The sequence below is a fragment of the Christiangramia forsetii KT0803 genome (assembly GCF_000060345.1).
Lineage (GTDB): Bacteria > Bacteroidota > Bacteroidia > Flavobacteriales > Flavobacteriaceae > Christiangramia > Christiangramia forsetii.
Genome location: NC_008571.1, coordinates 504,896 through 518,156, shown reverse-complemented (window position 1 = coordinate 518,156; position 13,261 = coordinate 504,896). Strand labels below are relative to the sequence as shown.

Annotated in this window: 11 protein-coding genes, 1 tRNA gene and 1 pseudogene; 2 read left to right on the top strand and 11 right to left on the bottom strand. The window is 38.1% G+C overall.

The window, feature by feature from the left end:
• Positions 1–6: 6 nt before the first annotated feature.
• The 5 genes from GFO_RS02110 to GFO_RS02090 all read right to left on the bottom strand — a co-directional run bounded on the left by GFO_RS02110 (position 7) and on the right by GFO_RS02090 (position 6,941).
• The gene (locus GFO_RS02110; protein ID WP_373284018.1) at positions 7–2,142 is read right to left on the bottom strand and encodes a xanthine dehydrogenase family protein molybdopterin-binding subunit; all 2,136 of its coding nucleotides are present in this window, start codon (positions 2,140–2,142) and stop codon (positions 7–9) included.
• A gap of 169 nt (positions 2,143–2,311) precedes the next feature.
• Positions 2,312–2,776, bottom strand: coding sequence for a (2Fe-2S)-binding protein (locus tag GFO_RS02105; protein ID WP_011708365.1), 465 nt, complete (start codon positions 2,774–2,776; stop codon positions 2,312–2,314).
• 148 nt (positions 2,777–2,924) lie between these two features.
• Positions 2,925–5,102, bottom strand: coding sequence for a xanthine dehydrogenase family protein molybdopterin-binding subunit (locus tag GFO_RS02100; RefSeq protein WP_011708364.1), 2,178 nt, complete (start codon positions 5,100–5,102; stop codon positions 2,925–2,927).
• A 25-nt stretch (positions 5,103–5,127) separates the two neighbouring features.
• Entirely contained in the window at positions 5,128–6,114 is a 987-nt protein-coding gene (locus GFO_RS02095; protein WP_011708363.1) for an FAD binding domain-containing protein, read from the bottom strand.
• Between the two features lie 26 nt (positions 6,115–6,140).
• The gene (locus GFO_RS02090; protein ID WP_011708362.1) at positions 6,141–6,941 is read right to left on the bottom strand and encodes a 2Fe-2S iron-sulfur cluster-binding protein; all 801 of its coding nucleotides are present in this window, start codon (positions 6,939–6,941) and stop codon (positions 6,141–6,143) included.
• A 532-nt stretch (positions 6,942–7,473) separates the two neighbouring features.
• Between GFO_RS02090 and GFO_RS18095 the strand changes: the two are divergent.
• Positions 7,474–8,231, top strand: a pseudogene (locus GFO_RS18095) (IS982 family transposase).
• Positions 8,232–8,444: 213 nt separating this feature from the next.
• On the opposite strand, the gene GFO_RS02085 reads toward GFO_RS18095, so the two are convergent.
• From GFO_RS02085 to GFO_RS02060, 6 genes are all read right to left on the bottom strand, one after another.
• A tRNA-Arg gene (locus GFO_RS02085) sits at positions 8,445–8,518 on the bottom strand.
• 87 nt (positions 8,519–8,605) lie between these two features.
• On the bottom strand, positions 8,606–8,881 hold the full coding sequence (locus tag GFO_RS02080; RefSeq protein WP_011708356.1) for an ATP-dependent Clp protease adaptor ClpS: 276 nt from the start codon (positions 8,879–8,881) through the stop codon (positions 8,606–8,608).
• A 54-nt stretch (positions 8,882–8,935) separates the two neighbouring features.
• Positions 8,936–9,769 carry a 50S ribosomal protein L11 methyltransferase gene (gene prmA, locus GFO_RS02075; protein WP_011708355.1) on the bottom strand — a complete coding sequence of 278 codons (834 nt, stop codon included), beginning with the start codon at positions 9,767–9,769 and terminating at the stop codon, positions 8,936–8,938.
• Positions 9,770–9,771: 2 nt separating this feature from the next.
• The gene (gene tpiA, locus GFO_RS02070; protein WP_041250213.1) at positions 9,772–10,524 is read right to left on the bottom strand and encodes a triose-phosphate isomerase; all 753 of its coding nucleotides are present in this window, start codon (positions 10,522–10,524) and stop codon (positions 9,772–9,774) included.
• Positions 10,525–10,676: 152 nt separating this feature from the next.
• Positions 10,677–11,771 (bottom strand): BT_3928 family protein, encoded by a 1,095-nt coding sequence (locus tag GFO_RS02065; RefSeq protein ID WP_011708353.1) that lies wholly within the window; start codon positions 11,769–11,771, stop codon positions 10,677–10,679.
• A gap of 7 nt (positions 11,772–11,778) precedes the next feature.
• Positions 11,779–12,339 carry a DUF1599 domain-containing protein gene (locus GFO_RS02060; protein ID WP_041249975.1) on the bottom strand — a complete coding sequence of 187 codons (561 nt, stop codon included), beginning with the start codon at positions 12,337–12,339 and terminating at the stop codon, positions 11,779–11,781.
• Positions 12,340–12,426: 87 nt separating this feature from the next.
• Between GFO_RS02060 and folP the strand changes: the two genes are divergently transcribed.
• Entirely contained in the window at positions 12,427–13,251 is an 825-nt protein-coding gene (gene folP, locus GFO_RS02055; protein ID WP_011708351.1) for a dihydropteroate synthase, read from the top strand.
• Positions 13,252–13,261 lie beyond the last annotated feature (10 nt).

Sequence of the window (13,261 nt, the reverse complement as noted above, 5' to 3'; positions counted from 1 at the left end):
AAAAAACTAAGTTTTCAATTCAGACTCTATAGTCTGTAACTCATTGATAAATGGCTGCTTGTAAAACCTCTTCCCAGTAGCTTTATAAAGCGCATTTGCCAAAGCTCCCTGAATGGGAGGAAATGGAGGCTCTCCTAATCCCGTGGGATCGATTCCATTGTCTACAAAATATACCTCTATACTTTTAGGAGCCTGTTTATGTCTAATTAATTTATAAGTATCAAAATTGCTTTGTTGCGGCTTCCCATCTTTAAAAGCCATTTCACTATAAAGTGCATGTCCAATCCCATCAATCGTTCCTCCTTCAACCATATTTTTGGCGGCATCGGGATTCACTACAATTCCACAGTCAACCGCACAGGTGACTTTATCTATTAGAGGCTCATTTCCTTCTACTGACATATCAAGGATTTGGGCAACGTAAGAATTGTGACAGTAATAGGCTGAAACTCCACGACTCAATGATGAATTTCCTTTATCCCAGCCTGACTTATCCCGAGCAAGTTCCAAAACTCCGGCATATCTTGCAGCATCGTAATCGTTTTCTTCCCCTACAGGATCTTTCTTTGCCCGATCCAGCATCTCCAATCTAAATTGAATAGGATCTTTGCCCATTTCTTCAGCCAGTTCATCTAAAAATGACTGTTCTGCACCCGCAATAAAATTTGAACGTGGCGCTCTAAACGCTCCTATAGATATATTGGAATTCAATGTCCAGCTTTCTGCTAAATAATTATCTATCGCACCTGCCGGAAAACGATTGGCAAATAATGGACTCTCAGGAATACCTCCCGCATTTATATGAAAAGCTGTAAGCTTATTATTTGCGTCAAGAGCAGCACGATAAGTTACATGATAGGCCGGACGGTATACTCCGTTGGTCATATCATCTTCACGAGAGTACACCAATTTAATAGGCTTACCCATTTTTTCTGAAATCACTGCTGCTTCTACTAAAAAGTGACCATAAAGTCTACGACCAAATCCGCCCCCCATTCGAGTCATTTGAACATCAATATCTTCAAGTTCTAAACCCAATCGTTTATTAATGCTTTTTTCAGCATATTCTGGGGTCTGAATTGGTCCTAATAATTCTGCCTTCCCTCCACTAACATCAGCAAAGAAGTTCATAGGCTCCATACAGTTATGCGCCAGAAAAGGACAGGTATACGAACGTTCAATTACTCGCGCTGCATTTTTAAAAGCTTTTTCTGGATCCCCATCTTTTCTTACTACTTCAGATTGTTTAGAACCTACATCGGCCATTAAAGTGGCATGAATATCGGTACTCTCTAATCCGCTTGCATCATCCATTCCCGCCGACTTCTCGAGAATTTCAATTTCCTTTGTGAGCTCAGGGTTTAAATCCCATTCTACTTTTAAGGCCTTTTTTGCCTGCATGACCTGCCAGGTAGTTTCTCCAACTAAAACTACCAATTTGGAAAAAGCGGCTACATCGCTCCATTCCTTCTCCATGTCTTCCGGGTAGGTATCTATGGTGAAAATATCTTTTATTCCTGGCATTTCTTTCACCTTCTCAGCATCCATAGTTTTGAACTCCATTCCAAAGGCAGGTGGCTGCACGATCATGGCGATAAGCATTCCGTCTTTATAAGTATCCAATCCATATAATGGCTGGCCGGTAACTATCTTTTTCGCATCCACATTTTTGCGAGAGGTACCAATTATTTTAAAATTATCATTATCCTTTAATTCAATCTCTTCGGGCACCTCTACCTGGGCGGCAGCTTTAGCAATATCTCCATATCCAATAGTTTTATCGCTGCCTTTATGCTTTATCACTCCGTTTTCTACGGAAAGCTCTGAAACAGGAACTTCCCATTGTTTTGCCGCAGCAATTAATAGCATTTTTCTTGCGGTTGCCCCGGCGGTTCTTAGTGATTCCCATCCCTGGCGAATAGACTGACTCCCACCTGCCAATTGCCTTGTAAAAACTTCGGTATTAAGTGGAGCTTGCTCCACAACCACATTATTCCAGTCTACATCCAGTTCTTCGGCTACGATCATAGGCATGGAAGTTTTCACGTTCTGACCGATTTCCGGATTTGGAGAATAAATAGTGACAATTCCATTATCTCCTATTTTCAAATATCCGTTTAGCTCAAACCATTCATCTGGCATTTGCATTGCCAGTTCTTCGCTGCCTTCTTCTGTTGGTCCTTTACATGCCATCCAGTTGAAACCAATGATTAATCCACCTCCAGCAACCGAAACACTTTTTATGAAAGACCTTCTTCCTATTCCTGTTTTTATTTTAGTCATCTCTATGTCTTTTTAATTTAACTGAAGCTTATACAATTTCAGTATTTGAGGCTTTCTTAATGGCGGCTTTAATTCTAGTATAGGTTCCACAGCGGCAAATATTACCATCCATGGCGTTCTCAATTTCCCTGTCACTAGGGCTTGGATTACGTTTCAACAATGCTGACGCAGACATGATCTGTCCTGCCTGGCAATACCCACATTGAGGCACATCTATTTCCAACCAGGCCTGCTGTACCGGATGGTCTCCATTTTCCGATAAACCTTCGATAGTAGTGATCTCATTATCGGCCGCCGAAGAAATTGGAAGTTGACACGATCTTACTGCAGAACCATTAAAATGAACAGTACAGGCCCCACATTGCGAAATTCCGCAGCCATATTTAGTGCCCACCAATTTTAAATGATCTCTTAAAATCCAAAGCAATGGAGTTGATGGATCTGCTTCTATAGTCTTTTCCTTCCCGTTGATTGTAATGTTGAATGTCGCCATGGTACACTGGATATATTTTTATTCTTTGAATTTAAGAAATTTTTTAGTTTAAACAGATAAAATGGCTTTTGAGAATAATAAATTTCTGAATGCCATTAAGTATAAATTTAAAAGTGGAAATTTTAAGATCATGATATTCATCATGAATCTATGTTTCTATTTGTTTTTCTATCGGTGCTTCTATTAGCTTTTCCGGAGTTATTGGAAGTGATCTCATTCTTTTTCCTGTAGCGTTAAAAATAGCATTGGCTATAGAGGCAGCTACACTGGTAATTCCCAATTCACCAATTCCTTTTACGCCCATTTTATTAGCAATCTTATCATCTTCTGGTAAAAAGATGACATCGATATTTGCCATATCCAGATTGACCGGTACATGGTAATCTGCTAAAGTACGGGTAATGAAGTTACCAAAATTAGGTTCTATTTTAGACTGTTCTGCTATTACCATGCCTGCACCCATAGTTAAGCCCCCAATAATTTGCCCGTATGCCGTTTTAGGATTTAAAATTTTTCCAGCTGAACCTACATTCACCATTCTTTTGATTTTCCACATTCCAGTATCCTTATCTACCCACACTTCTGTAAAATTTGCTCCAAAGGAAAACACCGAATGTTTTTTAAATTCCTCTGATGGTTCTGCAGTTCCGGTAGCCTCATATTTTGTAAGATCATTTCTTTTCAAAAGATCTCCAATTGAGACTTCTTCAGTTTCTGCAAGGTTTAATTTATTTTTTAATTCAGAAATTACATTTTCACATGCAGCCCTGGCTCCGTTGCAATAAGAAGCGGCACCCCAGGAGCCACCGGAGCCGGGTGTTTTGGGAAATTCTGAATCTCCTATCTCAACATTTACCTGCTCTACCCGTATGCCCAGATATTCAGAAACAGTTTGTGCAATGATTGTATACGATCCGGTACCAATATCTGTCGCATCCATTTTTATGGTTGCAGTAGGCTCTCCGCCAGCTAGTTCTATAATAACTTTAGCAGACGTCTTTTGATATGGTGCCTTTCTTGAAGCTGCACTTACCCCATGTCCTATCAACCAGTTTCCATTCGTATTGGTGCGAGGTTCCTTTTTTCGATTTTCCCAACCAAATTTTTCAGCCCCAATCCTTAAACATTCTACAAATAGTCTCGATGAAAAAGGCTTGTTTTCGCTTAGATCCGTTTGAGTATCATTTTTCACCCTGAATTCGATTGGATCCATATTCAATTTATAGGCCATCTCATCCATAGCGCATTCGAGCGCAAAACTGCCTGTAGCCTCACCAGGGGCCCTCATCGCAAAAGGGGTTTGCAGGTTCATAGGAATCAACCGATGCTTAATCGAATTATTTGCCACATTATATAACATTTTTGAAACGAATCCACAAGATTCCTGATACTGCTGAGTGGTACTCGTATGAGAGATCGTATCATGAGAAAGAGCCGTCAATTTTCCGTCTTTTTTTGCGCCTATACGCATTTTTTGCTCGTTAAATTGACGAAACCCGGTATTAGTAAACATCTGTTGCCTCGTCACCGTTGCTTGAACCGGTTTTCTAACCATTTGTGAGGCCATTGAAGCCATGACGACATGCCGTTCAATATTTAACTTTGAGCCAAACCCTCCTCCTACAAAAGCGGCAATAATTCTTACGTTCTCTTTGGGAATTTGAAAAGTATTTGCTAAAGCCGTAACATTAGCATCAATCATTTGCTGACTAGAATAAGCTGTTAATTTTCCATTATCCCAGGAAGCAATTACAGCATGAAGTTCCATGGGATGGTGATGTTCCATTGCTGTTGTATAAGTTTCTTCAACTTTAACATCTGCCTCGCTCATTCCCTGCTCTATATTTCCCCTGGAATAATCTGAAGACTCCGTTGGCTTATATGCCTTCGATTTGTTTTCTTCAAAATTAATGGCAGCATCATGATCCTTCTTATATTCAAATTTAACAAGCCTGGCAGCATGTTGAGCAATCTCAAAAGTTTCAGCTACTACGAAGCCAACATATTCTCCATAATAATGTACTTTATTAGTCTGTAAAACCGGTGCAATAACATCGGGCCAAAGCGGCGGCATTTCTTCTTCAAAAGTTTTTAATTTTTCTGCATTCTTATAGGTTATGACCTTAAGAACACCTGGTAGATTTTCAGCTTCAGAAGTATCTATAGACAGAATTTCGCCTTTAGCAATTGTACTATTGATCCCCTGCCCATAAACCTTATTTTCTACAGGGAATTCTGAAGCATATTTGGCCATCCCCGTAACCTTTAGATGACCTTCTACCCTATCAATAGCTTTACCTACTCCAGTTTCATTTAAAGTCTTCATAATATGTTTTCGTTTTAAGAGTAGATTAAATTTTTCTTTCAAAAGCTTGAGATAGTGCTCTGACTATCGCCTTTTTGCCCATCTCAACTTTATACTTATTATCTTCAAATGGTTTTGCCTCCCGCATAGCCAGATCAGCTGCTTTTTCAAAGTTTGTGAGGGTAGCCGCTTTTCCCGCCAAAAATTCCTCAGCTTTGGTCAATTTCCAGGGCTTATGAGCTACACCACCCATGGCAAGGCCTGTTTTCGTAATCGTTCCTCCTTTGATCTGTAAACCTACCGCAACTGAAATCAACGCAAAAGCATAACTTGAACGTTCACGAATTTTGAGATAATAATAGTGGTCTGAAAATACCGGATCAGAAAGATGTATAGCGGTGATCAATTCCCCGGGCTCCAGATTGTTATCCTTCTGAGGCTGATCCCCTGGTAACCTATGGAAATCTGAAAACGGTATCATCCTGGAATCACCGTTAGGCTTAAAAACTTCAACCTCTGCCCCTATTGCTGCCAATGCTACATTCATATCTGAAGGATTCACGGCGATACATTTATCACTATAACCAAAAATCGCATGTAATCCATTCATCCCATCTAGTGCTCCACATCCAGATCCTGGTTCCCGTTTATTACAGGGCATTGATGTTTCATAAAAATAGGGACATCGGGTACTTTGCAATAGGTTGCCTCCATTAGTAGCCATGTTCCTTATTTGTGCCGTAGCAGCGGAAAGCATTGCCATAGAAAGCAAAGGATATTTCTTTCTGATTTCCGGATGATTAGCGGTCTCAGAATTACTTAGTAAGGAACCTAAGGTGAGTCCGCCATTTTCGTTTGAAGTTATTTTTTTATAATCGAGTTTTTGCAGATCTATCAGCTGGTCTGGTCTTTCGACATCTTCCTTCATAAGGTCTACCAAATTGGTACCTCCACCAAGATAATGCGAGGTTTCTGTATATGCGTTTAAAGCCTGGTCTTTATTTTCAACGTCTGTATATGTAAATGGTCTCATAATTTTATTTTTTTGCTGATATCGATCTAGGCATTTTTAGCTTTTTCCATTTGCTCTTTCGTAGCAAACTCCCAGGTTGGCATCTCATCATCCCCAGAATGAACTTCCTTGAAAGCCTGAACGATATTATTGTAAGCACCGCAACGACAGATATTTCCAGACATTCTTTCTCGAATCTCTTCTTCTGAAAGCTTTAAATTATTTTTTACCGACTTAAAATCTTCTGTAACATAACTAGCTTCCCCATTTTTGGCTTCTTCTAAGAGAGCAACAGAAGAACAAATCTGCCCAGGAGTACAATAACCACACTGGAAACCATCATGTTTCAGAAATGCTTGTTGCAATGGATGTAGTTCGCTTCCGTTTGCCAGTCCTTCTACAGTAGTGATCTCTTTTTCTTCGCAGGTAGCTGCGAGGGTTAAGCAGGATAATTTCCGCTTCCCATCTATCAGTATGGTACAGGCCCCACATTGACCATGATCACAGCCTTTTTTAGTACCAGTAAGCGCAAGACGTTCTCTTAAAGCATCGAGTAAGGTGGTTCTAGAATCGATCGTCAATGGCTTTACTGTATTATTCACACGAAGATTTACCTTAATCTCATTCCATAAAACCTCAGGATTTTCGGGAAGGTCTTTCATTGTCTTCGCAAAAAGTTCTGAAGTAAAATAGGATGATGCCCATATACTTAAACTAGCAGCAGACATTTGTTTTAAAAACTTTCTTCTGTTTGTACCATTTAAACCAATTTGGTCGAAGATAAATTCCTCATCTTTGGTTAGATCATGGGAATCTAAATTCTCTCTCCATTTTTCAAGATCATTCATAATTTATTTATTAAAAGGAAGTATTGGATAAGATACTTTAATTGTACGTCTCATTCCGTTAGAGATATGTGAAAATTTAAGAATAATGAATTCTAGTGATCCTTATATAATTAATAAGTTGTTCTATTATCTATTAAATTTATCTTTGAAAATTGATCACGGAATTCCTTCAATTCTTCTTCGGAAAATTGAATATCAAGCGCTCCAAGATCTTCTTCTAGGTTATGGAGTTTGATTGTTCCTGGGACAGGGACTATAAACGGTTTTTGAGCCAATAACCAGGGGAGAAACCCCTGACACTTTAATATCTTAAAAAGCCATCAAACAAAAAAATAACTTTATAAATCTGCTTTTTGAAATATTCTCCTGTGCCTACACACCTATCAATTAATTAACTCGAGTTTCCTGAAAAATAAAAAGAGGAGCATAAAATAAGTCGTTAATTTTGAAATATCTAACTTCAAAATATACTTATTATGCTCCATAATAAGTTATTGCAATTTATTGTTTGATTGGCGATCTGCTAAAATAAATGAATCACAAAAAGCACAATAACTGGATATTCACCGATGACCAAATCATTACAACGGATTTGGTTTCTGCCCTTTATTTCCGGGGCAAGCAGTTCTTGACACTGGATTATATGCGCAGCACATTATCGAAGAGGTCATCAAAAAGAGTGATTTTACAAAACGCCTTTGCAAACTAAAAGAAACCTTGATGTTCATCCTTTTACGAATAGGCGGGATATTCAAATAATTGTTGTGAGATGGAATATATCATTGACTCCTTCCCTGTCAAGGCTTGTCTTAATATAAGGATTAGCCGTTGCAAACTCTTCAAAGACGAGAAATACAGGGGCTACAATGGCTCCTAACGAGAATATTTTTATGGTGTTAAGGTGCAACTGCAGATGGCATTCCGGTGGAGATGTACCTGGTGGAAGATGCTGAGCACGACTCACAGATACTCATGAAGATGTACCATGACCTGCCATCAGAGAATTCCCTTTTCGGTGATAGTGGGTATACCAACTACGAGGTTGAGGATATATTCAGAGAGGCCGAACAAGCGGATCTGTAGATTAGTAGGAAATCAAATTTAAAGCGAAAGGATATTCCTGCCGTAGCCTTTACCAAAGAACATATGAGAAAAAGGATAGAAACAACCATCAGCCAGATCAGCGCATTGATGCCAAGACATATAAATGCTGTAACGTCTAACGGGTTTATCCTTAAACTCATCTTGTTCGTTATGGCATTTCAGGTTGATAAATGTATTTTAAAATAGGAAACTCGAGTTAATTAGATAAAGTCAAATCAACTATGCAGTTCAGCTTAAATTCTCTTCAAAAGATACCTAAGGTGTCTTTTAAAAATTTAGGTGTCTTCTAGTTATCATTTTAATTCAAATCATATCAAATGAATTGAAAGACCAAAACCTAAAAAACCGCGCTAATCCTAAGATTTGCGCGGTTTTGATAATAATTATTAATATTAAGAGTGACCTTGCCAGGATTCAAACCTGGAACCTCCTGAGCCGTAATCAGGTGCGCTATTCAGTTGCGCCACAAGGCCTTTTTTTAATTACTTTACTATCTTGCAAAGCGGGTGCAAATATATTGTTTATTTTAAAATCTGAAAAGTTTAAAAGGATTTTTTGGTCTAAATTATTTCTGCACTCAATCCAGCATCTAATAATTTGGAACATCTCGGCTTTAATTCTTTGTACGGGCCTGTTTTTACGGTGCACTTTCCTTTATAATGAACAAGAATAGAACATTGTTCTGCCTGCTCTGGAGTATGTTCACAAGCATATATTAATGTATCTATAACATGATCAAAAGTATTGTAATCATCATTGTACAATACAATTTCATTTTCTTTTTTGTCCTTGGTCTTTATTTCAACCTCTTCTAATACTTCTTCCTTAGTACTCATCTTCTAAAATTTCTCTTTCAACATGGCGCAAAGATACAAATAATGAGAAAAACGCTAGCGTGAAAACTTTGCTGCGATCCAATCACTCCTTTCGAAATTTTCCACAAAGTATAAGCCCAGTTTTTCACAAGCCTGTTTGATGGCGGGTAAATCTCCTATGTAAAATCCACTGAGAAATAAATCTCCTTTTGATTTTAAACATTTTTCGTAAATCGGTAAATCTCTTAGCAAAATATTAAGGTTAATATTTGCCAGGATTGTATCATATTCTCGTCCTTCAAGCAGTTCTGCTCCTCCCTCTTCCACATTAATATGCTCGCAATCATTTCTAGTAATGTTTTCAAGAGTATTTAAATAGCACCAGTTATCGATATCTATAGCATCAATTTGGTTCGCTCCTTTCAAAGCGGAAAGAATCGCAAGAACACCGGTACCGCATCCCATATCCAAAACGCTTTTCCCTTCCCAGCTATTTTTGAGGATATGCTGTATCATCATATGGGTGGTAGCATGATGCCCGGTCCCAAAAGACATTTTAGGTTCTATAACAATATCAAACTCGGTATCCGGCTTTTCATGAAAAGGGGCTCTAACACTACAAACCTCATCAACAAGAATAGGAGTGAAATTCTTTTCCCACTCTTCGTTCCAGTTTACTCGTTCTATTTCCTTTTGATCATAGGTGATCTTAAAATCTTCTGATTGGAGAATATGAACACCGGCAAAAATATCTTCTTCATATTCTTCTTCCGGAATATAAGCTGTGATGCCATCGTCATTTTCAACAAAGCTTTCAAATCCCAGGTAACCCAACTCGGCAATAAGAATCTCTGAAGCCGGCTGAACCGGATCTATTGTAAATTGAAATTCAAAGTAATTCCCAGCCATTTCTAAAATGAATTTACAATCTCCAGGAAGTCTACTGCATTGAGACTTGCTCCACCAATAAGGCCACCGTCTACATCTTCTTTTGCAAAAATCTCTTTGGCGTTGTTAGGTTTTACGCTACCACCGTATAATATTGAAGTAGCTTCTGCTACTTCTTTCCCTACATTTTTATTTAAAAGCTCCCTTACATGTTTATGCATTTCCTGAGCTTGTTCCGGACTTGCAGTTTCTCCGGTACCAATAGCCCAAACAGGCTCATAGGCAAGAATAATATTCTTCCAGACACTCTGAGGTAATTGAAAAAGACTTTCCTTTAATTGCTTTTCTACAAGATTAAAATGTTTCTCGCTTTTTCGATCTTCTAATTCTTCTCCAAAACAAAAGATCACCGTCATGTCATTCTCAATAGCAGCCTGTACTTTTTTAGCCAAAATATCATTGGTCTCATTAAAAAGAGCTCTTCGCTCACTATGTCCTATAATTACCGTAGTAACTCCAATACTTTTGAGCATACTTGCAGAAACTTCACCGGTAAATGCACCTTTCTCACTTTCATGCATATTTTGAGCAGCCACAATTACCGGAGTATCCTTAAGAGATTGAAACGTTGGATATAAATTTGTGAAAGATGGAGCAACCATTACCGTAGCCTCTGGTTCTTTAACCATTTGAAGTTTTAACTTCCCTAGAAGTTCTTGAGTTTCTGCCAGGTCATTGTTCATTTTCCAGTTTCCGGCAACTATATGATCTCTCATGATTTGAAATTTTGTTTTATACTTCATTTTTAGCTGATATTATCTAGATATCAGCACTCAAAACAAATATAAGTAAAGGAGGATTGATTGCATCTTAAACCAAAGCCAAACCTTGAAAATTTAGGGACTTTGTAAAAAGTAGCCTTGATTCTTTATAATTCGATATCCGAGGCGTCGAACCAGTGTTTTTTCTGCGTGATAGTTCCTTTTTCCAGGGTTAAAAAACCGGGATTTGAGCGAACTATAGTCTTTAAGGCGGTTTCATCGGTTTGATAGAAATCAAAGGTCAAATCGAATTCCTTTTTCAATTTATTCTGAAACTCTTCCCCGGAAGCTGTAAGACCTATAACACGATATCCCTTACTTCTGGCATTTTCACTTAGAGCTTTCACTGCTTCATAACCATCCTTTTCAGTTGAACGAAGATTATAAGCTACAATAAGCAAAACCTTTTCTGCCGAAAGAACCTCCTGGGTAATATCTCCCTCCTTACCTTCAATAACAAAATCATGAATTGGAGCCAAAGCATTCTCTCCAGATTGTGAAGTCTCTACGCCTAAAAACTCTCCATCTACCTGGGGATAACCTCCATTCGTTTTAATAATTTTTTCCTCTCCATCTATTTTAAACTTCCAGCTGTAAGTTACTTCAGCTTTTTCTGCACCTTGCGGTAACTGCATCTTTTCAGGAATATTATTCCCAATCTTATAAGGTCTAAAATCTAATACAGGAAGGTGCATCAATACATGATAGCAAAATGCAAAGCAAGCCATAAAGGAAGCAAAGATCACCCATTTATGATACTTCACAGGAAAAATGGGGTTGATAAACTTTTGATTAAAAAAGATGATTAGCACTAAAACAAGTAAGATAATATCCTTATAAAAAGATTCCCAGGGAGTAAGCGGAATTGCATCTCCAAAACATCCACAGTCTGTAACTTTATTAAAGTACGCCGAGTAGAAAGTGAGGAACGTGAAAAAGATGATCATGAGCAATAAGCTCCAGCTTGTAAATTTCCTGGCATAGCCAATAAGCAACATGATGCCTAAGACAAGTTCAAAAATCACAAGCAGGATCGCAATCACCAATGCAAAAGGAATTAGAAATGGAAGATCTAATACAGGTTCGCTAAAATATTCCTGAAGTTTATAGGAAAATCCAACAGGATCATTGAGTTTTATAAATCCCGAAAAAATAAAAAGAACTCCTACCAGAATCCTGGCGATATTTACAATTGCTTTCATCCTTACTTTATTTACTAATAGATTTTTCTTCAGCTTCACTGAAATGAATCATGGCAAACACTGAATAGTTGATCATATCCTGGTAATTAGCATCAATCCCTTCACTTACCAGCGTTTTACCTTTATTGTCTTCAATTTGCTTTACACGAAGTAATTTCTGAATAATAAGATCTGTAAGAGAGCTGATTCTCATATCACGCCAGGCTTCTCCATAATCATGATTCTTATTCATCATTAACTCCTTTGTTTCAGAAACCTTCTCGTCATACAACTTAATAGCTTCCTCAGGATTTAAATCGGGCTGAATCGCTATTCCCTTCTCCAGCTGAATAAGTGCCATCACCGAATAATTGATAATCCCGATAAATTCAGATTTTTCATCTTCGTCTACCTTACGCACTTCACTTTCCTGCAATTGACGAATTCGCTGAGCTTTTATAAAGATTTGATCGGTAAGCGAGGGCAGCCTTAAAATTCTCCAGGCACAGCCGTAATCTTTCATTTTAATTAGAAACAAACTGCGACAGCCTTCAATTACTGCGTCGTATTGTTTTGAGGTATCCTGCATGAAGTAGATGTAATTTCCGTAAATTTCGGGCAAATATTTCAGATAGTCAAAGTTATTTCTAAGCTACCAAAAAATCTAAAGAATCCCATGTTCATTAATTGTAAAGGCAAACTTCTAGATCTTTCAGAACCAAAAGTGATGGGAATTATGAATATTACCCCAGATTCTTTTTACAGCGGCAGTCGTACAAATACTGAAAAAGAGATCCTTTTAAATGCTGAAAAGATGCTAACGGATGGAGCTACTTTTCTTGATCTTGGCGCCTATAGCTCCAGACCTGGAGCCAAAGATATATCGGTTGAAGAAGAATTAAATCGAATGATCCCGGCAATTGAGCTCATTCTAAAAGACTTTCCGGAAGCTGTTCTTTCTATTGATACTTTTAGGGCTGAAGTTGCCGATAAATGTATTGATGCGGGAGCGGCGCTTATCAATGATATTTCCGCAGGGAAACTGGACGATAATATGCTCGCGACGATTGCCAAATATCAGGTGCCTTATATTATGATGCATATGAAGGGAACTCCGCAAACCATGAAAGACCTCAACCAATATGAAGATCTAACCACCGATGTTCTTTTTTATTTTTCAGAAAGAATTAAAGCGGCCAGAGAACTGGGGATTCATGATATTATTATAGATCCGGGTTTCGGTTTTGCCAAGAATATAGATCAGAATTTTGAACTTTTATCAAAACTCGAACTTCTTAAGAACATGGAATTACCGCTGTTAATGGGTGTCTCAAGAAAAAGTATGATATGGAAAAAACTGGATATTTCTGTAAATGATGCCTTGAATGGAACCAGCGTTCTTAATACAGCAGCCCTTTTAAAAGGAGCTAACATTTTACGGGTACATGACGTAAAAGAAGCTGTGGAATGCATCAAATTAACCCGTGAATTGATAAACTAATTTTAGATTT

Excerpts from the sequence above, each read along its gene's own strand:
- GFO_RS02100 (WP_011708364.1), bottom strand. The coding sequence starts at position 5,102 with ATGAAGACTTTAAATGAAACTGGAGTAGGTAAAGCTATTGATAGGGTA.
- GFO_RS02080 (WP_011708356.1), bottom strand. The coding sequence starts at position 8,881 with ATGAGTACTAAGGAAGAAGTATTAGAAGAGGTTGAAATAAAGACCAAG.
- GFO_RS02110 (WP_373284018.1), bottom strand. The coding sequence starts at position 2,142 with ATGCCAGATGAATGGTTTGAGCTAAACGGATATTTGAAAATAGGAGAT.
- prmA (WP_011708355.1), bottom strand. The coding sequence starts at position 9,769 with ATGGCTGGGAATTACTTTGAATTTCAATTTACAATAGATCCGGTTCAG.
- GFO_RS02060 (WP_041249975.1), bottom strand. The coding sequence starts at position 12,339 with ATGCAGGATACCTCAAAACAATACGACGCAGTAATTGAAGGCTGTCGC.
- GFO_RS02065 (WP_011708353.1), bottom strand. The coding sequence starts at position 11,771 with ATGAAAGCAATTGTAAATATCGCCAGGATTCTGGTAGGAGTTCTTTTT.
- GFO_RS02095 (WP_011708363.1), bottom strand. The coding sequence starts at position 6,114 with ATGAGACCATTTACATATACAGACGTTGAAAATAAAGACCAGGCTTTA.
- GFO_RS02090 (WP_011708362.1), bottom strand. The coding sequence starts at position 6,941 with ATGAATGATCTTGAAAAATGGAGAGAGAATTTAGATTCCCATGATCTA.
- folP (WP_011708351.1), top strand. The coding sequence starts at position 12,427 with ATGTTCATTAATTGTAAAGGCAAACTTCTAGATCTTTCAGAACCAAAA.
- tpiA (WP_041250213.1), bottom strand. The coding sequence starts at position 10,524 with ATGAGAGATCATATAGTTGCCGGAAACTGGAAAATGAACAATGACCTG.
- GFO_RS02105 (WP_011708365.1), bottom strand. The coding sequence starts at position 2,776 with ATGGCGACATTCAACATTACAATCAACGGGAAGGAAAAGACTATAGAA.